The sequence below is a fragment of the Phyllobacterium sp. MT110 genome (genome assembly GCF_058792715.1).
Map to the genome: position 1 here is coordinate 89,731 of NZ_JBXAFE010000002.1, position 21,992 is coordinate 111,722.

The window sequence follows — 21,992 nt, forward strand, 5'->3', positions numbered from 1 at the left end:
CTGAAGTTCCTGTCGACAATGGTGCCAAGCTTTGACAAGCTTCGGTCAATTCAACAACAGATTCGGGAAACGCCCATGACCTCCTTCAGCGCGACGGTTCTATGGAACCGTGCTCCAGATGCCGCATTTACCGACAACAAATACAGCCGCGCCCATGTCTGGCAGTTCGACGGCGGCGCCGAGGTGCCGGCATCCTCATCGCCGCATATTGTCCGGCTGCCCTATTCCGCCGCGGAGAATGTCGACCCCGAAGAGGCCTTCGTCGCCTCGCTTTCCAGCTGCCACATGCTGTTTTTCCTGGCGGGCGCGGCCAAGGGCGGCTTCGTCGTCGATGAATATCGCGACGCGGCAAGTGGAGAACTCGGCAAGAACGAACAGGGCAGGCTGTTTGTCAGCAAGGTCGTGCTGAAGCCGCAAGTCCGCTATGCCGGCGCGGCACCGGACCGGACAACGGAAGAACACCTGCACCACGAGGCGCATGAACAATGCTTCATCGCCAATTCCGTGCGCACCGATATCAGCGTCGATCTGGGTTAAGGGGAAAACATCATGTCAGACCTGAAAATCAGCGACGCGGTCAACACCACCTGCCCCTGGTCGGGCGACCCGATCAGCGAAGACAGCCTCACGCTCTACAAGGGCGCGGTTGTCGGCTTCTGCAACCCGGGCTGCCGTGACAAGTTCGAGAAAGCCGTCAATCACTTCGAGGAAGCCCTGGCGCGCACGTTGACAAATCCGGCCATCGGTATTACTTAAGCATATGCTTAACCAACAAGCCTCACTCGATCTTATGTTTCAGGCGCTGGCGGACCCGTCCCGGCGCATCATGGTGGAACGGCTGAGCCGCGGCCCGGCCTCGGTCAGTGAATTGGCGAAGCCTCTGACCATGTCCCTGCCCGCCGTGGTGCAGCATCTGCAGGTTCTCGAGAACAGCGGCCTGATCCGCACGGAGAAGGTCGGCCGCGTGCGCACATGCCACATCGAATGGACCGCCATGCGAACGGCCGAGCAATGGATGGATGAGCGGCGCAAATCATGGGAGCGCCGGCTCGACCGGCTGGGCGAGTTTCTCGCCGAAGACGGCAATCAGTAACCGGAGCGAAAGCATGACGAAGAGATCTGTCAAACACGATACATTCACCATCGAGCGCAGCTATGCGGCCGCCCCGGAACGCGTCTTCTTTGCGCTCAGCGACAAGACCGCCAAGAGCAAATGGTTTGCCGGCCCCGATGATTGGGGCGTCGCCCGGTTCGAGATGGATTTCCGGATCGGCGGCCGCGAGACCAACAGCGGCGGACCGAAAGGCGGGCCGGTGCACAGGTTCGAGGCCATCTATCAGGACATCGTCCCTGACCAGCGCATCATCTACAGCTATGACATGTATCTCGACGACAGGCGTATTTCCGTTTCACTCGCGACGATGGAACTCAAGCCGGAAGGCACCGGCACAAAGCTCGTCTTCACCGAGCAGGGCGCCTTTCTCGACGGATATGACGAGCCGGGACAACGCCAGCGTGGTACGGAAGAGCTGCTCGACGCTCTCGGCGCATCGTTGAAAGGCGCGCCTGTCAACGCCTGACGGGGCGTTTTCTGCCTCAGACCGGATCGCCGGAACCGGTAACGATGGCTTCCGCCGGTTCCGCCTTCATCCGCCCCTGCCGCTTCAGCTGCTGTTCGCGGAAGAAGATGAACAGGCCCGACGCCACGATAAAGCCTGAACCGATCAGCATGGGCAGGCGCGGCACGTCGCCAAACACCAGCCAGCCGAACACGATGGCCCAGAACAGAAGCGTGTATTGCAGCGGCGCAACGGTTGCCGCATCGGCCATCTTGAGCGCACGGTTGACGAGCATGTGCGCCAGCATGGCGACAACACCGAGCACGGCGAGCAGAACCAGATCCCTTGGGCTGACCGGTTTCCAGTCGAAATAGAGCGAGGCGGCGCCCGCAAGGCCGGCACCGACGATCTGCCAGAACACCAGCGTCGTATCGGGCGTGCCGCGCAGCGAACGGCCGAGCAGCAGCATCAGGGCGAAGGTCATGCTGCCCAGAATGGAAATGATGGCCTGTGGCGTGAGGGCCTGCGACGACGGCTCCAGGGCAATGACGACGCCGATGAAACCGACGATGATGGCGCTCCAGCGGCGCCAGCCGACGGGCTCCTTCAGCACGAGCGGCGAGATCGCGGCGACATAGATCGGGGCAGCCAGCCAATAGGTCATGACATCGGCCAGCGGCAGATAGACGACGGCAAAGTAGAAGGCGAAAATTTCCGCCGTCGACGCGGCAACGCGGGCAAGCTGCAGGATGGGGCGGTCCACCTGCAGGATTTTCTTCGGTCCCGAATACCAGAGGAATGGCGCGAGAATGATCAGGGCGGCGACACTGCGGACAAAGACGACCTGACCGACGGAATAGGTCGATACCAGCCATTTGCCCATCACATCGTTCAGGGCGAACATCAGCATGCCCAGCAGCATCAACAGGACGCCGGTGCGCGCCAGGGATGATTCGGGCGTTCCGGAAAGGGCAACCGGGCGGGCAGACATGGGAGCTTCCTCGATTCTGATCTTTTTCAGAATGGTTTGATCGATTTTCTCGCGCTAATCCAGTCGAAAACAGCAAACGCCGCACGGGCCCGCGAAATAGTCTCCGGCGAGGGCAACCTACCTATTTTTTGCTAGCGGCGGTGCTCTGGCACAAATCCGAATTCGAGACTATAGATTTGCACAGACTGTCATGTCTGTTCAGAGAAAGAATGCGCTCATGCCACAGGTTTCGCAGCTGTTCTTCAAATCCGCGACGATCTTGTTTCTACTGGGTATCATCATGGGGCTGCAAATGGGGATATCGGGCGATCACAGCGCCTTTCCCGCCCACGCCCATCTCAATCTTCTCGGTTGGGTCAGCAGCGCGATATTCGGCACCTACTACGCGCTCAACCCGGCAAAGGCCGCCGGACGCCTGCCAATGCTTCAGTTCATTGTCTACACCGTGGGTGTCGTTGTGATGATACCGCCGCTGTATTTCCTGTCGCTTGGCAATGCCGCGATGGAACCGCTGGTCGGCATCGGCTCGATGATCGTGTTCGCTGGCGTGCTCTTGTTCACGGCGGTGGTTTTCTCGCGACAGGCCTGACAAGCGGCTCAGCGTCTGAACTCTAGGGCAAAAGCTTTTCCAACTGCACCGCGCAATCGCGCAGCGGCAGCGCGCTCTGGCTGGCCTTGGCCATCGCCATGGCGCCGGAATAGGCGGCGATCACCAATGTGGCCAGCGCCCCGGCCTGCCGGGGTGCGAGTGCCGGATCGTCATCCTGGAATCTCTGTGCAAGCACCCCGACCCAACGCTCAAAGATGGCGTTGGACGCATGGCGAAAATCAGGATCAGCCAGCGAAAGCTCGATGGCGAGATTGTTGAGCGGGCATCCCGTCACCGCCTGATGACGCTCCAGTTCGCCGGCCACGGCGGAAAAAAACGCCAGGACGCCAGTCTTCGGCCGGTCTGCCCGCAGCACCGGCTCGATCGCGGTTGCGTTGACCTCGCGCGCCACCCGTTCTTCTATGACGGCAAGCCCCAGGGCCTTCTTGGTGGGGAAATGATGATGCAAGGCACCGCCTGTCGCCCCGGCCGCCTGAACGACATCCTGAACGCTCGTCGAATGATAGCCGCGCCTTTGGAAAAGGTCCGCTGCCACATCGAGGATGCGTGAACGCATTCCCTGCGGATCATTGACCCTCTTCGGCTTTCCGATCGAATCCTTTGCCATGTCAGCCCCTCATGCCGCCGCAGACTAACAAGTTGACAAAAACAGGACAACCGGTTTTATTAAAAACAGGATGACCGGTCTGTTTTATGGGGAGGATTGAACGAGATGCCCGAATTGATGCAATCAAAGGCTGTTCAGCGGACCGCGGCGGCGGGGAGGCATTTCAGTTCCATCGTCGAACTCAGGCGCTATACGCTTCATCCCGGCCGCCGTGACGACCTCATCGACCTGTTCGACACCCATTTTCTGGAAAGCCAGGAAGCCTGCGGCATGACCGTCATCGGCCAGTTCCGCGATCCGGATGATCCCGACGCCTTTGTCTGGCTGCGTGGCTTTGAAGATATGGCAACCCGGTACGGGGCGTTGACCGCGTTCTATGACGGCCCGGTCTGGCGCGCGCACCGCGACAGGGCAAACGGCACCATGATCGATTCCGACAATGTACTGCTGCTTCACCCCGCCGAATCATCCAGCGGGTTTTCGCTTCCAGCCGCCCGGCCGGCATCGCCGACCGAAGCAGCGTCACCGGCGGTGTTTCAAGTGGTCACCTATCAACTCAAGCGGCCTGCGGACCAGGGCTTCCACAGCTATTACAGCACGTCCGTCGCGCCGCTCCTGCAAGGACGAGGCGACAATCCGGTTGCCGTCTTCACATCCGAGCACGGCGAAAACACGTTCACCCGGCTGCCCGTGCGGCAAAATGAAAATGTGCTGGCGGTCTTTTCCCGGTTTGACGATGAGTCCGCACGCAAAACCCATAAGGCGGCACTGGAGAACGACGCGGCATGGCTGTCGGAGCAGACACGGCTTGCAGCCTATCTCACCGGCAAGCCACTCGTGACACGCCTGCTGCCGACTGCGCGCTCGCGGCTGCGCTGAAGCGGCAACCATGTGCCGTGGACAAAATTCTGAAATCACTGAAGATTTGGTGGAGCCAAGCGGGATCGAACCGCTGACCTCTTGCATGCCATGCAAGCGCTCTCCCAGCTGAGCTATGGCCCCATTCCATTAGCCGGTTTCGGCTAAGCCGGATAAATCCGGCTGGACAGTCGAACGGTTGGGAACCGTTCCGAGGCGGGTACATATCGCCCGCCGCAGAGAAGATCAAGGTCTATTCGCCGGATATTTCCGTTATTTTTCGGAAGAGCGAAAGACCTTGTTCAAAATCAGTTTTCGTCGTCTTCGCCGATGCCGCCGCCGAGGATATCGGTAACGTCGTCATCTTCGTCTTCCTCGTCTTCGGCAAGGAACGTGTCATCATCATCGGCATCATCGACATCCACATCGACGTCGTCGCCCAGATCCGGCACGTCGCCATCGACATCGCCATCGGCTTCTTCAAGCGAAACGAATTCCGGCTTTTCCAGAACGACATCGAGTTCTTCGGTCTCGACCTCTTCCTCTTCCTCACGCGCGGAAGGAACAGTCGAATCAAAATAGCTGAGCGGATAGCTCTTGCCCGTATAAGGGGAGACGATCGGATCGCGGTTCAGATCGTAGAATTTCTGACCTGTTTCAGGGTCGACTCGCTTGGTACCAAGTTTTGGATTTACCACGTTATGCCTCGTCTTCTGGCTGCGCCTGCATCCGGTATGCCATCGTCCAACCGTTTATGCCAGCGCTCATCAAATGGATTTCTGGTCCCATAAACGCAATTCAGCGCATTTGTCAAAGCCAAAACGACGCGAGATTGCCGTTCGGCCGAACTATGCATTTGCGAGATGACCGGACGAACAAGCTGTGTTAGGAACGCCGACGCCTACAGGCTCGAGATGAAACACCAATTTTCCTTGTGATTGATCGTACTCATGTCCCATTCCGCATTGCCCAAGCCCGCCACCGCCCGCCGTTCCAAGGCCCTGTCCGGAGATATCCGGATTCCCGGAGACAAATCGATATCGCATCGCTCCTTCATGTTTGGCGGCCTCGCCTCGGGCGAGACCCGCATCACCGGCCTGCTGGAAGGCGAGGACGTGATCAACACCGGCCGGGCCATGCAGGCCATGGGTGCGAAAATCGCGAGGGAAGGCGATGTGTGGATCATTCAGGGCACCGGCAATGGCTGCCTGCTGCAGCCGGAAGCGCCGCTCGATTTCGGCAATGCCGGCACGGGCGCCCGCCTCACCATGGGTCTCGTCGGCGTCTACGCGATGGAAACCACCTTCATTGGCGACGCCTCCCTATCCAAGCGCCCCATGGGCCGCGTGCTTAATCCCCTGCGGGAAATGGGCGTTCAGGTGACTGCATCAGACGGTGACCGCATGCCGCTGACACTACGCGGCCCCAAGGTTGCCGCCCCCATTACCTACCGGGTTCCGATGGCTTCGGCACAGGTCAAATCAGCCGTGTTGCTGGCGGGCCTCAACACACCGGGCATGACAACGGTCATCGAACCGGTCATGACGCGCGACCATACGGAAAAGATGCTGCAGGGGTTTGGCGCCAATCTTTCCGTCGAAACCGACAAGGACAATGTCCGGCACATCCGCATCGAGGGCCAGGGCAAGCTCACCGGCCAGATCATCGACGTGCCCGGCGACCCGTCGTCGACGGCGTTTCCGCTGGTGGCGGCACTGCTCGTGCCCGGCTCCGATATCACCATTCGCAATGTGCTGATGAACCCGACCCGTACGGGCCTCATTCTGACCTTGCAGGACATGGGCGCCAGTATTGAGGTTCTCAATGCCCGCCTTGCCGGCGGCGAGGATGTCGCGGACCTGCGCGTGCGCGCCTCCGAGCTGAAAGGCGTGATCGTCCCGGCTGACCGGGCGCCCTCGATGATCGATGAATATCCCGTGCTCGCCGTCGCGGCGGCCTTCGCCACCGGCGAGACCGTGATGAACGGCCTCGAGGAATTGCGGGTCAAGGAATCGGACCGCCTTTCGGCCGTTGCCAACGGCCTCAAGGCCAACGGCGTCGATTGCACGGAAGGCCCGGAAACCCTGAGCGTACGCGGCCACCCGGATGGCAAGAACCTCGGAGGCGGCACGGTCGAGACCCATCTCGATCATCGCATTGCCATGAGCTTCCTCGTCATGGGCCTCGTCGCAGAAAAACCCGTTACCGTCGATGACTCCACCATGATTGCCACGAGCTTTCCGGAATTCATGGACATGATGAGCGGCATGGGTGCCGAGATTTCCGTGCAGGAAACACCAGCCTGATACCGATGAGCGCGCTTTTTTCCGCCCTGACGGTTTACGCCCTTTATATGATGTCGAGCGTTCCGTTCGTCGTCTGGGCGGGACGAAGCGCCTATCGCGGCACAATTTCCAGTGGATCATCGCAGCCATGGCCCGGCATTTTGAGTTCGATCATGCGGGTCGTTCTTCCTTTGCTCCTGATCTTCCTCTATGCGTGGAATGTCTCCGATGGTTCCCGGCCGGATGTGTCCGTGCCTGAGACTGCGGGAACAAGCGATTGGATGCCCTATCAGTTTCTGCTTCTGCCGCCCGCGTTCGGATCAATCGTCGGTTATGGCATAGGCTTCCTCATGGGCGCAAAGGCAAGAAACAGAGAGCGATGATCGAACCTGCTGTCCATTTGCAGACTGCGTTGACAACGGCTCCCCTGCAGGCAGGGAGTGCCTGATGTTTTTCCTGCTCACCTCCCTGGTCATTGTTGGCGTTGCCTACGCCATTGAACGGTTTGCGCTGAAAATCCGCTTCGGGCTCTTCGCCCTGCTGTTCTGGCTGTTCGTCTTCCAGTTTGCCCTGATATTCGCCATCGATGCGCTGCTGCAGAACATGTCCGCCTATCTGCCGGCATGGCTTTCCGCACTGGCGACCACGGTAGGCGGGTTCGCGTTCGTCACGATCGGCATCACGCCGCTGATCACCCTCGTCCTTGCCGCGGCCTATCTGCTGTTCGCCCTCGGCAACTGGCTGTTTGACCGCGATGAAAAGGACGATATCCACGCGCCGGCGCCGTCTTTCACCATTGCCATCGACGGACCGGCTGCATCGGGCAAAGGCACGCTGGCCCGGCGGATCGCCGATTATTACGGCTATCATCATCTTGATACCGGGCTGACATACCGCGCGGTTGCCAAGGCGCTGCTCGACCAAAACATGGCGCTCGACGACGAATTTCTGGCGGAAAAGGCGGCACGCGGTATCGATCTGTCGAAACTCGACCGGGCAGCCCTGTCCACGCATGATGTGGGCGAAGCGGCTTCCAAGGTTGCCGTCATGCCCGCGGTCCGGCGGGCGCTGGTTGCCGCCCAGCAGGCTTTTGCCCAGCGCTCCCCCGGCACCGTGCTCGACGGGCGCGACATCGGAACGGTGGTCTGCCCGGGCGCGCCGGTCAAACTTTACATCACCGCCTCCCCGCAAGCGCGGGCGAAGCGGCGGTTTGACGAAATCAAATCCTCGGGCGCGGCCGTCCAGTATGAGGAGATTCTGGCCGATCTTACCCGCCGCGACGCCCGCGATATGGGCCGCACGGACTCGCCATTGAAGCCCGCTGCCGACGCGCACTTGCTAGATACGACGGAAATGGATATAGAGACCGCGTTTCTTGCTGCCAAAAAACTGATTGATCAGGCTTTGGTGGGAAACAGGCATTAAACCAGCATCTGCTACCAGTCCATGCACCGGATTGCCCGCATAGGGCGGATTGGCCCGCAGATGAACCGCAACACGAACCACCGGTGCTGTGTCCGATGACGATGTCCGGACACACCAGGAGTATTTATGTCTCAAGCCAATCCAACGCGCGAAGATTTCGAAGCTCTTCTCGCCGAGTCCTTTGCCACCAATGACCTTGCTGAAGGTTATGTCGTCAAGGGCCGTATCGTCGCCATCGAAAAAGACATGGCGATCATTGACGCCGGCCTCAAGGTTGAAGGCCGCGTACCGCTCAAGGAATTCGGCGCGAAAGCCAAAGACGGCTCGCTGAAGCCTGGCGATATCGTTGAAGTCTACGTCGAGCGTATCGAAAACGCCCTCGGCGAAGCTGTTCTGTCGCGTGAAAAAGCACGCCGCGAAGAGAGCTGGGTCCGTCTTGAAGAGAAGTTCAACCGCGGCGAGCGCGTCGATGGTGTCATCTTCAATCAGGTCAAGGGTGGTTTCACCGTCGATCTCGACGGCGCCGTCGCCTTCCTGCCGCGTTCGCAGGTCGACATCCGTCCGATCCGCGACGTTACCCCGCTGATGCACAACCCGCAGCCCTTCGAAATCCTCAAGATGGACAAGCGTCGCGGCAACATCGTTGTTTCGCGTCGTACCGTTCTTGAAGAGAGCCGTGCTGAACAGCGCTCTGAAATCGTCCAGAACCTTGAAGAAGGTCAGGTCGTTGAAGGCGTCGTCAAGAACATTACCGATTACGGTGCGTTCGTTGACCTCGGCGGCATCGATGGTCTGCTGCACGTGACCGACATGGCATGGCGCCGCGTCAACCATCCGTCGGAAATCCTGAACATCGGCCAGACGGTCAAGGTTCAGATCATCCGCATCAACCAGGAAACACATCGTATTTCGCTCGGCATGAAGCAGCTCGAAAGCGATCCTTGGGATGGTATCGGTGCGAAGTACCCGATCGGCAAAAAGATCACCGGTACGGTTACGAACATCACCGACTACGGTGCATTCGTCGAAATCGAGCCAGGCATCGAAGGCCTTATCCACGTTTCCGAAATGTCCTGGACAAAGAAGAACGTGCATCCGGGCAAGCTGCTCTCGACCACGCAGGAAGTCGAAGTCGTTGTTCTCGAAGTGGATCCGGTCAAGCGCCGCATCTCGCTGGGCCTCAAGCAGACCCTCGACAACCCATGGACGACTTTCGCAGACAAGTTCCCTGTCGGCACGATCGTCGAAGGCGAAGTCAAGAACAAGACCGAATTCGGCCTGTTCATTGGCCTCGATGGCGATGTGGACGGCATGGTTCACCTCTCCGACCTCGACTGGAACCGTCCGGGCGAACAGGTCATCGAAGAGTACAACAAGGGTGACGTCGTCAAGGCGCAGGTTCTCGATGTTGACGTCGAGAAGGAACGCATCTCGCTCGGCATCAAGCAGCTCACAGGCGACAAGGTCGGTGAAGCAGCAACCTCGGGTGAACTGCGCAAGAACGCCGTTGTAACCGTTGAAGTCACGGGGATCACCGATGGCGGCCTCGAAGTCCGTCTGGTTGACCACGATCTCGACTCGTTCATCCGTCGTGCGGATCTTTCCCGCGATCGTGACGAACAGCGTCCGGAACGCTTCACGGTTGGCCAGAAGGTCGACGCCCGCGTCATCGCCTTCGACAAGAAGACCCGCAAGCTGCAGGTCTCCATCAAGGCGCTGGAAATCGCTGAAGAGAAGGAAGCCGTTGCACAGTACGGTTCGTCCGACTCCGGCGCTTCGCTGGGCGACATCCTCGGTGCCGCTCTGAAGAAGCAGGAAAAGAACTAAGCTTCTCCTGACGTTCTGACTGAAACGAAACCCGCCGGTCCCAGGACCGGCGGGTTTTTCTTTGCCGTTTTCAGATCGTGTCGAACTGGATCAGGATGAAGACGAGCTGACAGACAAGCGCCAGGCTGAGGAACAGCCACTGCATCCTCTGCTCGCGCAGATAGGCAGCGGCACCGCAGACACTGATCAGGAAAAGATTGCGCAGGGGATAGACAGGTCCGAGCGAATGAAAATGCTCCCGGCCCTTCATCGCCGTGTCGGCGAAATCGACCAGGAAGATCGCCATCAACAGACCGAAGAACCAGGCGCGCCGCGACATGAAGTAGTTTTCGTAGCCGGAATACCCGTCCATGCTGTCGGGAAAAAGCATACCGCAGGCCAGAAAGTGCAGGCTGGCGTAAAAAATGACGAAGAGGTAGGCCTCGAACTTCCACACCAAAGTCTGGTGCAGGTAAAATTCAAACCACCAGAAATGCACCACGGTCAGAAAGGTGAAGAATACCCAGCCAAGATGAATCGGATAAATATTCTTGCGCAGCGGATGCTGAATGATGCGGGCGACACCGGTGAGCAGCCGGGAAATACTCAGGCCCAAAATGATACCGATGATCACACGCACATGGGTAAAGACTTCCGGGCTCGGAATATTGCCGTCCATTGTATGTTCCCCCTCAATTGACCGATTCTGACCGGTCCGGGGTTATGCTACCCAAGTCTTAACCCGAAGCAAACCTCTGGAAGATTTATTCTGCCGAGAATTGTACTTTCATGGTCTGCGGCGTTGCTGCCCCTTTCGCGAGATAGGGAAGAATGTCATCCAGCGGCAGGTGATGGGAGACAAGCCTTGCCATGGTTCCGTTGTCGCGCTGCAATATGGCCAAGGCGTCGGGAATATTGCGGTTGAGCGAGTGGGAGCCGACGAGACTGATCTGGCGGCGGAAAATTTCGAACGGGGCGATCTGAATGCGTGCGTCCGGCGCGCTGACCCCGAAAACCAGCGCCGTTCCGCCATCGGCCGTGTAGGCGATCATCTCTTCCACCACCCTGGCGATACCCGTTGCATCGGCGACAAAATCAAACGCCTTCGCCTGCTTCCCAAGCGCAGCCGAGCCGGATACCATCGGCTTGAGGCCGAGCGATTGGGCAAAGCTCAACCGGTCCTCATTGATGTCGGCAATGCTGACATCCTCGACGCCCTCCGCTTGCAGCGACAGGGCCATCAGCAAGCCGATCGGGCCCGCGCCGAAGACAAGGGCGTTTTTGGCACGTACGGCATGGGCATTGCCGAGCCCGTTGAGCACGCAGGCCAGCGGTTCGGCAAGCGCTGCAATGTGAAAAGGCAGATGGCCGATGCCATGCAGGTGCGCGGTGTTGACCGTACTGTACTGCGCGAAGCCGCCGTTGCGCGAGACGCCATAGGCTTCAAGGCGGTCGCACAGATTGGTCAATCCCTTGCGGCAGGACCGGCATGTGCCGCAGGGAATGTTGGGATCGATGGCCACACGGTCGCCGGGACGCACATCCGTGACATCGTCCGCGATCATTTCGACGATACCGGCATATTCGTGGCCGGGAACAAGCGGAAAGGCGCCGTTACCGTATCGCCCATGCAGCACGTCGATATCCGTATGACACAGACCGGATGCCATCACCCGGACCAGCGCATGGCCGGGCGCAAGTTGCGGCTCATCAAGATCGGCGAGACCGGCAATGCCGAGGCCAGTGAATTGAATGGCTTTCATGGCAAATCCATCCTGTTGCAGAGAGCGCTGGCTTGCAGTATGCCGTGGCCCGCACATTCCATGCGGGCCACGGCAAGAGGCTATTTGATATAACCGGCGCGGGTCATGATCTGCTCCACCTGCCGCTGCCCGGAATCCAGCGCCTGGTCGACGGTTTGCGTGCCCGCGAGTGCCGACGATATCAGCTGGCCGACCGTCGTACCGAACGCCTGGAATTCGGGAATGGCCACGAACTGCACGCCGGTATAGGGCACAGGATCTTTCGTCGGCTTTGTCGGGTCGGCCGCCATGATGGATTTCAGAACCGTTGCGGCAAACGGCGCGGCCTTCTGATAGTCCGGATTGTCATAGGTGGATTTGCGTGTTCCCGGCGGAACCGCAACCCAGCCTTCACTGGCGGCAACCCGCTTGACGTACTCCTTCGACGTCGCCCATTTCAGGAAGGATTTCGCCGCGTCGACTTTCTTCGACGTGGCGGGAATGGCCAGGGTCCAGGCCCAGGACCAGCCGGCGCCGTTGGCTGTCACCTGAACGGGTGCCCGCGTGAACGCCACCTTGTCCGCCACCTTGCTTTGCTTGGGATCGAAAACACGGCCGGCCGCCGATGTCGCATCAATCCACATGGCGCAGTGGCCCGTGGCAAACAGCGCCTGGTTTTCATTGAAACCGTTCGAGGTCGCACCGGGCGGGCCATACTTCTTCATCAGATCGACATAGGTCGCGATGGCCTCTTTCCACGGCGCCGAGTTGATCTGCGGTTTCCAGTCCATGTCGAACCAGCGCCCGCCATAGGTGTTGATCATGGTTCCGAGGAACGCCATGTTCTCGCCCCACCCGGCCTTCCCGCGCAGGCAGATGCCGTACTGCTCTTTCGACTTGTCGGTCAGCTTGGCGGCAAACTGCTTGATCTGGTCATAGGTGGGCTGATCCGGCATGGTCAGGCCCGCCGCATCGAAGAGATCCTTGCGATAGAGCGTGAACGAGCTTTCCGTATAAAACGGGACCGCATAGAGCTTGCCGTCGACGGTGAGGCCCTTTTTGATCGGATCGAGCAGATCGGCGTAATCATAATCGTCGCCGAGGTCATCCACCGATGCCAGCCATCCGGACTTGCCCCAGATCGGCTCCTCGTAGCCGCCGATGGTCAGGATATCGAACTGGCCGCTTTTGGTGGCAATATCGGTGGTCACACGCTGACGCAGCACGTTTTCTTCCAGGACCACCCAGTTGAGCTTGTTGCCGGTCGCCTTCTCCCATTCGGGCGACAATTTCTGCATCACGATCATATCGGCATTGTTGACGGTCGCGATGGTCAATTCTTCTGCAGACGCAGTGCTGGCAAGAGCGCCGGTGGCGGCGGTCATGAGCAGCAGGTGCGTTGCCCTCCTCAAGGTAACGCTCATTCTCTCCTCCTCCAAGGTTAAGTCTACGAACTTTACGCACGTAAACTTAAAATAAGTCATACCAAAATATTCGCAGGTCTGTATACAAGAATCTGCAGGGCGGATTTCTGCCGAAGCAGTGACCTTCGCCATGGCCGGCGTGCTTCCACTATCGCCGGCAGGGAACATTGCCGGGTGCCGAACGTTACAGGAGCGAAAGTTTGACATGATCCAGAATTGTTGTGGTTCAATCAAAAACTTGACGCATGTGATCGGCTCTGTAAATTTTTGATTGGCCTCGCGGGTTGCGGGTGCCAGGCATGCAAACGGAAAGACCGATGAAATTGTCTCACGACATTTTCTTCACAAGCACGGCGATGTCTCCTAAAACAGGCGAATCGGTCGTGAAAAGGGAATGCACGCGGTGAAAAAGACGATCAGAACAATGGAAGACTTTTCCGCGTTTGTCGGCCTGTCGCGGCCCACCGTGTCGAAATACTTCAACGACCCCAGCTCCGTGCGCAAGAAGACTCGCGACATCATCGAGGCTGCGGTCAAGCAGTCCGGCTTCCGCCCGAATATTTTCGCGGTCAATCTCAATCGCCGCCGCACCAATATTCTCGGCATCATCATCCCGAATTCAACAGATCCGTTCTACACGGCCCTGACCCGTCGGATCGAAGGCATCGCCGAACAGGCGGGTTATCTCGCCTTCGTTCTCAGTTCCGACGGCAAGCCGGAACTGGAAGAGCGCGCCATCGAAACCTTCAAGTCGATGAATGTCGCAGGGTCGATCATCGCGCCGCTCGGCGTACAGTCGCACCAGGAAAAACTGCTGAAACTGGGCGAGTCCATCCCCATGATCTATGTGGACTCACCCCTGGATACGGTTTCGCCCTTCGTCGGCACCAACAACCGGCAGAGCTTCCAGCTTATTGTCGATTATCTCACCCGCTCCGGCGATGCGCCCTGCTATTTCGGCATGCCGCCGGTCAACAGCAACGCATTTGAACGGCGCGAGGCCTATTGCGAAGCGATGGACAGCCTGAAGCTTGAGCCCCGCGTCATCGAAGTAGAACAGGCCGCCGACTGGGATTTCGAGAAATCTGCGTTCGATGCCACGACCCAGATCCTGCGCGATGGCGGCTTTCCCACCAGAACCGTGCTCTGCGCCAATGACCGTGTGGCTTTCGGCGTGATTGCCGCCGCCTTCCAGGCCGGCGTGAAGGTCGGGCGCGGCGAGGACTGCGATCTGCGCGTCGCCGGCCATGACGATCAGCCCCTGTCGCGCTACATGTGCCCACCCCTGACGACGGTCGCCCAGAACTACAACGAGATCGGCAGACTGGCGGCGGCCCTACTGTTCCACAAGCTCGGCGAACACCAGGACTCGAAATTCGAGTTGCCTGCCAATGAACGGATATTGCTGAACGCCGAGATCATGCTGCGCATGTCAGCCTGATGCAAAACTTGTCGCGCGTAAAGATTTATTTGTTGACACGGAAATAATAGAGCTTATCTGTTTGTGCCGAGCGCGTTGACGATTCAAGCGCGAGACAACAGGCAGACAGCGACATGACGGTTGACGTGACCCCTTCCTCCCTGGCCCCGGAGAGCCTTGGCCCGACCATTACCGTTGGCGAAATCCTCGTCGAGATCATGGCCACCACGATCGGCAAGGGATTCCTCGACGCCCAGTCGCTGATCGGACCTTTTCCAAGTGGTGCGCCGGCTATCTTTATCGACCAGGTCGCCAAACTCGGCGGACAGGCCGGTATCATTGCCACGGTCGGCAATGACGATTTCGGGCGCCTGAATGTCGAACGGCTGCGCCGGGACGGTGCCGATGTCTCGGCCATCGCCGTCAGCCCCGATTATCCCACGGGCAGTGCATTTGTCCGCTATGCCGATGATGGCACGCGCGATTTCGTCTACAACATCGCCCGCAGCGCCGCAGGCAACATCGACCTGAACGACAGCGCCAGGGTCCTGATCGCACGCGCCGGTCATTTGCATGTCATGGGATCAGCGCTGTCGATCCCAGCGGTTTGGCCGATCATCGACTATGCCCTCCGGGAGATCAAGCAGCGCGGCGGCACGCTCTCGCTCGACCCCAACATGCGCAAGGAATTGGCCGCCGGTGACGAGACCGGACGCCAGTTCAAGGCTCTCGTGGCGGCGAGCGACCTGCTCCTGCCATCGGGCGACGAGCTTTTCGTGGCCTGCCCGGCGGCCACCGAAGACGAAGCGATCAAAGAGCTCCTCGCCTCCGGCATTGCGGAAATCGTGGTGAAGCGCGGCCAGCATGGCTCGGCGCTGTACACCAAGGCGGGCAGTGTCAGCCGCCCGGCATTCCTCGTTGATGAAATCGACCCGACCGGCGCCGGCGACTGCTTCGGCGCCACCTATCTCACCTGCCGCCGTCTCGGCCATGCGGCGGCGCAGGCGCTCGATTATGCCAATGCCGCCGGCGCCCGTAACGTGACCCGCCGCGGCCCCATGGAAGGCACATCGGCCTTCCCGGAACTCGACCAGTTCATCGCTGCGACACCAAGGAAGTAAGATGTTCAAGTCCCTCGCCCAGTTGGCCACGGCGCACCGCAATGGTGACAATGCCGGTATCACATCCGTCTGCTCCGCCCATCCGCTTGTCATCAGGGCGGCCCTGCGGCGCGGCAAAAAGCACGGACAGATCGTCCTCATCGAGGCAACGTGCAACCAGGTCAACCAATATGGCGGCTATACCGGCATGACGCCGGTCGATTTCGTCGTCTTCGTCGAAGCGATTGCCCGCGAAGAAGGCTTTGACCGCAACAATCTCATTTTCGGCGGCGATCATCTCGGCCCCAATCCATGGCGCAAGCTGCCGGCGGAAGAGGCCATGGCCAAAGCCGAAGCCATGGTCATCGACTATATCCAGGCCGGCTTCACCAAAATCCATCTGGACGCCAGCATGGGCTGCGCCGGGGAGCCGCCGGCGCTCGATGACGAGGTTACGGCCCAGCGCGCCGCACGGCTCGCCAAGGTCGCCGAGCATGCGGCAGCGGCAAGCGGCTTTGCTCTGCCCAATTACATCATCGGCACGGAAGTACCGGTTCCGGGCGGCGCGGACCATGAACTCACCGAGGTCACGCCCACCAGCCCGGATGCGGCACGCCACACCATTGCCGTGCACCGCGCACGCTTTGCCAGCGAAGGACTTCAGGCTGCCTTCGACCGCGTCATCGGTATTGTCGTGCAGCCCGGCGTCGAGTTCGGCAATGAGAATGTCGTCGAATACCGGCCGGATCAGGCCGTGGCGCTGACGAAACTCTTGGCGCACGAACCGCAATTCGTGTTCGAAGCCCATTCCACCGACTACCAGACCGTGCAGTCGCTTTCCGCGCTCGTGCGCGACGGGTTTCCGATTCTCAAAGTCGGCCCCGGCCTGACCTTTGCCCTGCGCGAAGCGCTCTACGGGCTCGACCTGATCGCGTCGGAACTGGACAAGGCTTACGGCGAACGCCCGCTTGCCCGCGCCATGGAACGCCTCATGCTGGAAAAGCCGGGGCATTGGGCGTCGCATTACCACGGAGCGGACGATGCCCTGCATGTTCAGCGCCACTACAGCTACAGCGACCGCATCCGCTATTACTGGACCGAGCCGGAAGCCATGCAGGCCGTCAACGCGCTCATGGCTGCTCTGGCCGGGCGTGACATTCCCGAAACGTTGCTGCGGCAGTTTTTGCCCGATCTTGCCGTTCATCCCGCGGACCGCAGCAATCCGGAAGCCATCCTGATTGCCGCCGTCGACCGGGTGCTTGCGGATTATTCCGCTGCCTGCGGCTGGTAACGGGCGCCCGGCACAATCCCGTCCGGCCAAGCGCGGCAACGCGCCGCGAGACCTGCTGTCGATCCACTCTTTGCCTTCGCGGCAAAAGGCTTTAAACAGCAGGGGAATATTGGACGATTTCCATAGGAGTGCCAGATGACAATCACGAAGCCAAAACTTGTCACGATTTTCGGGGGTTCGGGTTTTGTCGGTCGTCACGTCGTGCGGGCCCTGACCAAGCGCGGCTATCGTGTTCGCGTCGCCGTGCGCCGGCCCGACCTTGCTTTCCATCTGCAACCCCTCGGCGGTGTCGGCCAGATTCAGGCCGTTCAGGCCAATCTGCGTTACCGCTGGTCGATCGACCGTGCCGTTGCCGGGTCCGATCACGTCATCAATCTCGTCGGGATTGCCTATGAAAGCGGTGCCCAGCGCTTCAGCACCGTGCATGAATTCGGCGCCCGCGCCGTGGCCGAGGCTGCGCGCGCTGCCGGCGTTCCGCTGACCCACATGTCCGCGCTCGGTGCCGATGCGCACTCGTCCTCGCTTTATGCCAGCACCAAGGGCCGCGCCGAAGCGGCCGTGCGCGAGACATTGCCCGATGCGGTGATCATCCGCCCGTCCATCGTGTTCGGACCGGAAGATGATTTCTTCAACCGCTTTGCCGGCATGGCCCGCATCTCGCCCTTCCTGCCGCTGATCGGTGGCGGCAAGACCCGGTTCCAGCCGGTTTATGTCGGCGATCTCGCAGAGGTGTTTGCCCGCTCCGTCGATGGCTCGCTCAATGCCGGACAGGTCTATGAACTCGGCGGTGCCGAAGTGCTGACGTTCCGCCAATGCCTGCAGGAAACGCTGCGTATCATCGGACGCAAGCGCATCCTGGTCTCCATTCCATGGTGGGTTGCCAAGATTCAGGGCTCTGTTCTCGGCCTTCTGCCGAAACCGCTTCTGACCAAGGATCAGGTGGTGCTGCTGCAGAAGGACTCCGTTGTGTCCGAAGCGGCAAAGAAGGAAAATCGCACGCTGGAAGGCCTCGGCATCCAGCCGCAGACAATCGAGACGATCCTGCCGTCCTATCTCTGGCGCTTCCGTGCGCAGGGGCAGTATTCGAGCCAGAAACCCGCCTGATTCCAGCGGTACAGACTTAAAGAAAAACCCCGGCTTCGACCGGGGTTTTTTGTCTTCCTACTTCGCCAGGATAAGCGCGATCAGGCCGACCGTACCGACGATCACCCGCCAGTAGGCAAACAATGCAAAACCGTGCCGCGAGACATAGTCCAGAAGATACCGCACGACGAAGACGCCCGATATGAAGGCTGCGACAAAGCCGATGGCGATCAGCGATGCATCGTTGAGCGTCAGCACATCGCGGTTCTTGAAGAGGTCGTAGGCAAAGGCGCCCGCCATGGTCGGCATCGCCAGGAAGAAGGAGAACTCGGCCGCCGAGCGCTTGTCCGCGCCGAGCAGGAGCGCACCGACGATGGTCGAGCCGGACCGCGAGGTTCCGGGGATCATGGCGAGGCACTGGATGAAACCGATCTTCAGGCACAGCGACAACGGATAGTCCATCACATTGGTGTAGCGCGGCTTCAGGTCCAGCCGGTCCACCCAGAGCAGAATGATTCCGCCGACAATCAGCATGATGCAGATCAGCATCGGCGATTCAAACAGCACCGCCTTGATGAACCCATGCGCCAGCACGCCGATGACGACGGCCGGCAGGAACGCGACGAGAATGCCGGCGACGAAACGCCGGGTGCCCGCATCGCTAGGGAGGTCCCGGGCAATTTTCAGCAGGCGGCCGAAATAGACGGTGAGAATGGCCAGGATCGCGCCAAGCTGGATCAGAACCTCGAATGTCTTGCCGTTTGATTCAAAGCCGAGGAAGCGTCCGGCCAGCAGCAGATGCCCTGTGGAGGAGACCGGTATAAACTCTGTTAACCCTTCCAGCAATCCGAGAAAAAGGGCTTCGACAATTGTCTGCGATTCCATGATTATGACTTCCGATGGTGATCCCGGTCAGGATGATCACATGCTGTTTGCTTGTCTCACGCCGCAGTTGCGCCTATAGGTTCGCATAGACTCAAGGGCGGCCGAGCAATACGCTGCCCCCCGATAAAATGCCAGTTCGAAAGATTTATGAAACACCTGCCATGTTGACGCTTTTCCATCATCCGATGTCCACCGGTTCGCGCTATGCCCGGCTTATCCTCAACGAATACGATATTGAAGTTGAGCTGATCGAGGAAAACAGCTGGTCGAGACGCAAGGAGTTTCTGGCGCTCAACCCTGCCGGGACGCTGCCTGTGCTGCTGGCGGAAGGCGATGTTCCCGTTGCCGGCGCCACGGTGATTTCCGAATATATCGATGAGACGCGCGGCGCCCTGAAGCGCAGCCGCCGCCTGTTTCCCGAGGATTCGCTCAACCGCGCCGAAGTGCGCCGTCTCGTCGACTGGTTTCTGATCAAGTTCGAAAACGAAGTGACGCGGCATATGGCGCGCGAGCGCATTTTCAAGCTGCACATGACCGCCGAACAGGGCGGCGGCGCACCGGATTCCACCGCCATCCGGGCTGCCCGCGCGAATATCACCCAGCACATGAAATATATCGACTGGCTGACCGCGACGCGCAACTGGCTGGCCGGCCCGACCCCGAGCTATGCCGACATGGCCGCGGCCGCGTCGATTTCCATTCTCGACTATCTCGGCGAGATCAAGTGGTCGGAATACAAGGCCGCCCGCGACTGGTACACGCGCATGAAATCGCGCCCGTCCTTCCGCCCGTTGCTGTCCGACCGCGTGCGCGGCCTGCCGCCATCATCGCATTACGGCGATCTGGATTTCTGATGCTGCCCGCGGATGCAAAAGCCGCGACACGTTCAGGGCCAAAGGCGCAGCCGCAGCGGCTGAAGCAATTCATCATTGAGGAGGCGCGGGCCGCAGGCTTCGAGCTTGTCGCGATTACACGGCCGGATGCCATTCCGCTCGCCGAAGAGCGCTTGCGCCACTATCTGGAAAAAGGCCGCCACGCCAGCATGGCCTGGATGGCGGAAACCGCCGAGCGCCGCGCCGACCCCCGGACGCTGTGGCCCGATGTGCGCTCGATCATCGTGCTGGCGATGAACTACGGCCCGGACAGCAATCCCCTGGACATCCTCGCCCGGAAGAACAAGGCGGCCATCTCCGTCTATGCGCAGAACCGTGACTATCACGATATCATCAAGGGCAAGCTGAAGGGCGTCGCCAGCCGGTTTGCGTCGCGGGCTGCCGGCGAAAACGTCAAGGTGTTCGTCGACACGGCACCGGTGATGGAAAAGCCGCTTGCCGAGGCGGCCGGTCTGGGCTGGCAGGGCAAACATACCAATCTCGTCAGCCGCAGCCATGGTTCCTGGCTGTTCCTGGGCACGATCTTCACCACGGCGGAACTCGAGCCGGACGGACGCGAAACCGATCATTGCGGCACTTGTCATGCCTGCCTCGACGTCTGCCCGACCAATGCCTTTCCGGCGCCGTATCAGCTCGACGCCCGGCGCTGCATTTCGTATCTGACCATCGAACACAAGGAGCCCATTGCGCCGGAATTCCGCAAGGCCATGGGCAACCGCATCTATGGCTGCGACGATTGCCTCGCGGTCTGCCCGTGGAACAAATTTGCCGGGATGGCGCGGGAAGCCAGGCTGCAGGCGCGCGACGATCTGAAAGCCCCGGACCTGGCAACCTTCCTCACGCTTGACGATGCCGCGTTCCGCACGCTCTTCTCCGGCTCGCCGGTCAAGCGCATCGGCCGGGACCGCTTCCTGCGCAACGTGCTCATTGCCAGCGGCAATTCCGGACAACCCGGTCTGGTTGCGTTGGTCGAGCGGCATCTCGACGATCCCGCGCCCATCGTGCGTGGTGCCGCCGTCTGGGCGCTCGGGGAGCTTGTCGATACGGCGCATTTTGCTACGCTGCAAATACGCTATGCTGCGCAGGAAGGCGATGCCAGCGTACTGACCGAATGGCGCAATGCAGGAAAGAAACAATGATGCGGATTTTTCTCTTCGGGGCCGGTTATTCCGCCCGGGCTTTTGCCCGGATCATGGCCGGCACAACGGATTTCATCGGCGGGACGACACGCGACAACGACAAATTCGCGGCGCTGAAACAGGATGGTATCACACCATTCCTGTTTCAGGGCACCCATGCATCGCAGGAAATCGTCGGCGCCCTGGAACAGGTGACCCACATCGTCATTTCGACGTCGCCGGGGCAGACCGGCGATCCCGTTCATGCGCAATTCGGCGAGACGATCCGCTCCGGCATGCCGAAACTCCAATGGATCGGCTATCTCTCCACCGTCGGCGTTTATGGTGATTATGGCGGTGCCTGGGTCGATGAAACCACGCCGTGCCATCCGGTATCGGCGCGCTCTGTCGAACGGGTCGATGCCGAAAATGACTGGCAGAAACTGGCCGATGAACACAAGGTGCCGCTGGCGATCCTGCGGCTCGGCGGCATTTACGGGCCGGGACGCAATGCGTTCGTCAATCTTGCCAATGGCACGGCGCGCCGCCTCAACAAGACGGGACAGGTGTTCAACCGCATTCATGTGGACGATATCGCCAGGGCCTTGCGCTTTCTCGCCGAACGCAACGAGGGCGGCGTGTTCAACATCACCGACGACGAACCCGCACCGCCACAGGATGTGGTCGCCTATGCCGCCGAGCTGATGGGCATCGAACCGCCGGCCGAAACCCATTTCGAGACCGCGGAACTGACGCCCATGGCGCGCTCCTTCTACGGCGAGAACAAGCGCGTCTCCAATGCACGCATCAAGAAACTGGGTTTCGCCTTCCGCTATCCCGACTATGGAACGGCTTTTTCGATGATGTGGCGCGACGGAAGCTGGCGCTAGCCACG

At 60.0% G+C, this 21,992-nt stretch carries 24 protein-coding genes and 1 tRNA gene; 17 read left to right on the forward strand and 8 right to left on the reverse strand.

Annotation, left to right across the window (positions count from 1 at the left end):
- The first annotated feature begins 75 nt into the window (after window positions 1-75).
- From AC1Q5O_RS11975 to AC1Q5O_RS11990, 4 genes are read left to right on the forward strand one after another with little or no spacing between them, the layout of a single operon-like run.
- Window positions 76-537: an OsmC family protein gene (locus tag AC1Q5O_RS11975; RefSeq protein ID WP_492563267.1), complete on the forward strand. Its 462-nt coding sequence runs from the start codon at window positions 76-78 to the stop codon at window positions 535-537.
- Between the two features lie 12 nt (window positions 538-549).
- Complete coding sequence (locus AC1Q5O_RS11980; protein ID WP_346306138.1) at window positions 550-756, forward strand: glutathione S-transferase; 207 nt, start codon at window positions 550-552, stop codon at window positions 754-756.
- A gap of 4 nt (window positions 757-760) precedes the next feature.
- Window positions 761-1,093, forward strand: a complete 333-nt coding sequence (locus tag AC1Q5O_RS11985) for an ArsR/SmtB family transcription factor (RefSeq protein WP_464662083.1) — start codon at window positions 761-763, stop codon at window positions 1,091-1,093.
- Window positions 1,094-1,106: 13 nt separating this feature from the next.
- Window positions 1,107-1,580, forward strand: a complete 474-nt coding sequence (locus tag AC1Q5O_RS11990; RefSeq protein WP_492563269.1) for an SRPBCC family protein — start codon at window positions 1,107-1,109, stop codon at window positions 1,578-1,580.
- Window positions 1,581-1,596: 16 nt separating this feature from the next.
- Here the strand turns inward: AC1Q5O_RS11990 and AC1Q5O_RS11995 are convergent, their stop codons facing one another.
- Window positions 1,597-2,550, reverse strand: coding sequence for a DMT family transporter (locus AC1Q5O_RS11995; RefSeq protein WP_492563271.1), 954 nt, complete (start codon window positions 2,548-2,550; stop codon window positions 1,597-1,599).
- A gap of 217 nt (window positions 2,551-2,767) precedes the next feature.
- On the opposite strand from AC1Q5O_RS11995, the gene AC1Q5O_RS12000 reads away from it, so the two are divergent.
- Window positions 2,768-3,139: a hypothetical protein gene (locus tag AC1Q5O_RS12000; protein ID WP_472462081.1), complete on the forward strand. Its 372-nt coding sequence runs from the start codon at window positions 2,768-2,770 to the stop codon at window positions 3,137-3,139.
- Between the two features lie 22 nt (window positions 3,140-3,161).
- Here the strand turns inward: AC1Q5O_RS12000 and AC1Q5O_RS12005 are convergent, their stop codons facing one another.
- A complete protein-coding gene (locus tag AC1Q5O_RS12005; protein WP_492563272.1) occupies window positions 3,162-3,767 on the reverse strand; it encodes a TetR/AcrR family transcriptional regulator in 606 nt (201 codons plus the stop codon).
- A 105-nt stretch (window positions 3,768-3,872) separates the two neighbouring features.
- Here AC1Q5O_RS12005 and AC1Q5O_RS12010 point away from each other — a divergent pair, with 105 nt between their 5' ends.
- Entirely contained in the window at window positions 3,873-4,646 is a 774-nt protein-coding gene (locus AC1Q5O_RS12010) for an NIPSNAP family protein (protein WP_492563273.1), read from the forward strand.
- 47 nt (window positions 4,647-4,693) lie between these two features.
- Here the strand turns inward: AC1Q5O_RS12010 and AC1Q5O_RS12015 are convergent.
- Window positions 4,694-4,769, reverse strand: a tRNA-Ala gene (locus AC1Q5O_RS12015).
- 164 nt (window positions 4,770-4,933) lie between these two features.
- Window positions 4,934-5,323 (reverse strand): TIGR02300 family protein, encoded by a 390-nt coding sequence (locus AC1Q5O_RS12020; protein ID WP_105734052.1) that lies wholly within the window; start codon window positions 5,321-5,323, stop codon window positions 4,934-4,936.
- Window positions 5,324-5,575: 252 nt separating this feature from the next.
- On the opposite strand from AC1Q5O_RS12020, the gene aroA reads away from it, so the two are divergent.
- The 4 genes from aroA to rpsA all read left to right on the forward strand — a co-directional run bounded on the left by aroA (window position 5,576) and on the right by rpsA (window position 10,162).
- Window positions 5,576-6,931: a 3-phosphoshikimate 1-carboxyvinyltransferase gene (gene aroA / locus AC1Q5O_RS12025; protein ID WP_492563276.1), complete on the forward strand. Its 1,356-nt coding sequence runs from the start codon at window positions 5,576-5,578 to the stop codon at window positions 6,929-6,931.
- A gap of 5 nt (window positions 6,932-6,936) precedes the next feature.
- Complete coding sequence (locus tag AC1Q5O_RS12030; RefSeq protein ID WP_464662073.1) at window positions 6,937-7,293, forward strand: hypothetical protein; 357 nt, start codon at window positions 6,937-6,939, stop codon at window positions 7,291-7,293.
- A 385-nt stretch (window positions 7,294-7,678) separates the two neighbouring features.
- Window positions 7,679-8,335, forward strand: coding sequence for a (d)CMP kinase (gene cmk, locus AC1Q5O_RS12035; protein WP_492563926.1), 657 nt, complete (start codon window positions 7,679-7,681; stop codon window positions 8,333-8,335).
- Window positions 8,336-8,461: 126 nt separating this feature from the next.
- Complete coding sequence (rpsA, locus tag AC1Q5O_RS12040; protein ID WP_091879198.1) at window positions 8,462-10,162, forward strand: 30S ribosomal protein S1; 1,701 nt, start codon at window positions 8,462-8,464, stop codon at window positions 10,160-10,162.
- Window positions 10,163-10,232: 70 nt separating this feature from the next.
- On the opposite strand, the gene AC1Q5O_RS12045 is transcribed toward rpsA, so the two are convergent.
- From AC1Q5O_RS12045 to AC1Q5O_RS12055, 3 genes are all read right to left on the reverse strand, one after another.
- Window positions 10,233-10,820: a hypothetical protein gene (locus tag AC1Q5O_RS12045; RefSeq protein ID WP_346306129.1), complete on the reverse strand. Its 588-nt coding sequence runs from the start codon at window positions 10,818-10,820 to the stop codon at window positions 10,233-10,235.
- A gap of 85 nt (window positions 10,821-10,905) precedes the next feature.
- The gene (locus AC1Q5O_RS12050; protein ID WP_492563279.1) at window positions 10,906-11,904 is read right to left on the reverse strand and encodes a zinc-dependent alcohol dehydrogenase family protein; all 999 of its coding nucleotides are present in this window, start codon (window positions 11,902-11,904) and stop codon (window positions 10,906-10,908) included.
- Window positions 11,905-11,984: 80 nt separating this feature from the next.
- The gene (locus AC1Q5O_RS12055; protein WP_492563928.1) at window positions 11,985-13,268 is read right to left on the reverse strand and encodes an ABC transporter substrate-binding protein; all 1,284 of its coding nucleotides are present in this window, start codon (window positions 13,266-13,268) and stop codon (window positions 11,985-11,987) included.
- A gap of 433 nt (window positions 13,269-13,701) precedes the next feature.
- On the opposite strand from AC1Q5O_RS12055, the gene AC1Q5O_RS12060 reads away from it, so the two are divergent.
- The 4 genes from AC1Q5O_RS12060 to AC1Q5O_RS12075 all read left to right on the forward strand — a co-directional run bounded on the left by AC1Q5O_RS12060 (window position 13,702) and on the right by AC1Q5O_RS12075 (window position 18,222).
- Window positions 13,702-14,748 (forward strand): LacI family DNA-binding transcriptional regulator, encoded by a 1,047-nt coding sequence (locus AC1Q5O_RS12060; RefSeq protein WP_472462087.1) that lies wholly within the window; start codon window positions 13,702-13,704, stop codon window positions 14,746-14,748.
- A gap of 113 nt (window positions 14,749-14,861) precedes the next feature.
- Window positions 14,862-15,848, forward strand: a complete 987-nt coding sequence (locus tag AC1Q5O_RS12065) for a tagatose kinase (protein ID WP_492563282.1) — start codon at window positions 14,862-14,864, stop codon at window positions 15,846-15,848.
- Window position 15,849: 1 nt separating this feature from the next.
- The gene (locus tag AC1Q5O_RS12070; RefSeq protein WP_492563284.1) at window positions 15,850-17,118 is read left to right on the forward strand and encodes a D-tagatose-bisphosphate aldolase, class II, non-catalytic subunit; all 1,269 of its coding nucleotides are present in this window, start codon (window positions 15,850-15,852) and stop codon (window positions 17,116-17,118) included.
- A gap of 135 nt (window positions 17,119-17,253) precedes the next feature.
- A complete protein-coding gene (locus AC1Q5O_RS12075; protein WP_492563286.1) occupies window positions 17,254-18,222 on the forward strand; it encodes a complex I NDUFA9 subunit family protein in 969 nt (322 codons plus the stop codon).
- A gap of 57 nt (window positions 18,223-18,279) precedes the next feature.
- On the opposite strand, the gene AC1Q5O_RS12080 is transcribed toward AC1Q5O_RS12075, so the two are convergent.
- On the reverse strand, window positions 18,280-19,086 hold the full coding sequence (locus AC1Q5O_RS12080) for an undecaprenyl-diphosphate phosphatase (protein WP_492563288.1): 807 nt from the start codon (window positions 19,084-19,086) through the stop codon (window positions 18,280-18,282).
- 161 nt (window positions 19,087-19,247) lie between these two features.
- Here AC1Q5O_RS12080 and AC1Q5O_RS12085 point away from each other — a divergent pair, with 161 nt between their 5' ends.
- The 3 genes from AC1Q5O_RS12085 to AC1Q5O_RS12095 are packed head-to-tail and all read left to right on the forward strand — an operon-like array spanning window position 19,248 to window position 21,987.
- Window positions 19,248-19,940 (forward strand): glutathione S-transferase family protein, encoded by a 693-nt coding sequence (locus tag AC1Q5O_RS12085; protein ID WP_223614022.1) that lies wholly within the window; start codon window positions 19,248-19,250, stop codon window positions 19,938-19,940.
- Entirely contained in the window at window positions 19,940-21,118 is a 1,179-nt protein-coding gene (gene queG / locus AC1Q5O_RS12090; RefSeq protein ID WP_492563290.1) for a tRNA epoxyqueuosine(34) reductase QueG, read from the forward strand. The genes AC1Q5O_RS12085 and queG overlap by 1 nt, the downstream gene beginning before the upstream one ends.
- On the forward strand, window positions 21,118-21,987 hold the full coding sequence (locus AC1Q5O_RS12095; RefSeq protein WP_464663151.1) for an SDR family oxidoreductase: 870 nt from the start codon (window positions 21,118-21,120) through the stop codon (window positions 21,985-21,987). The genes queG and AC1Q5O_RS12095 overlap by 1 nt, the downstream gene beginning before the upstream one ends.
- Window positions 21,988-21,992: the final 5 nt, after the last annotated feature.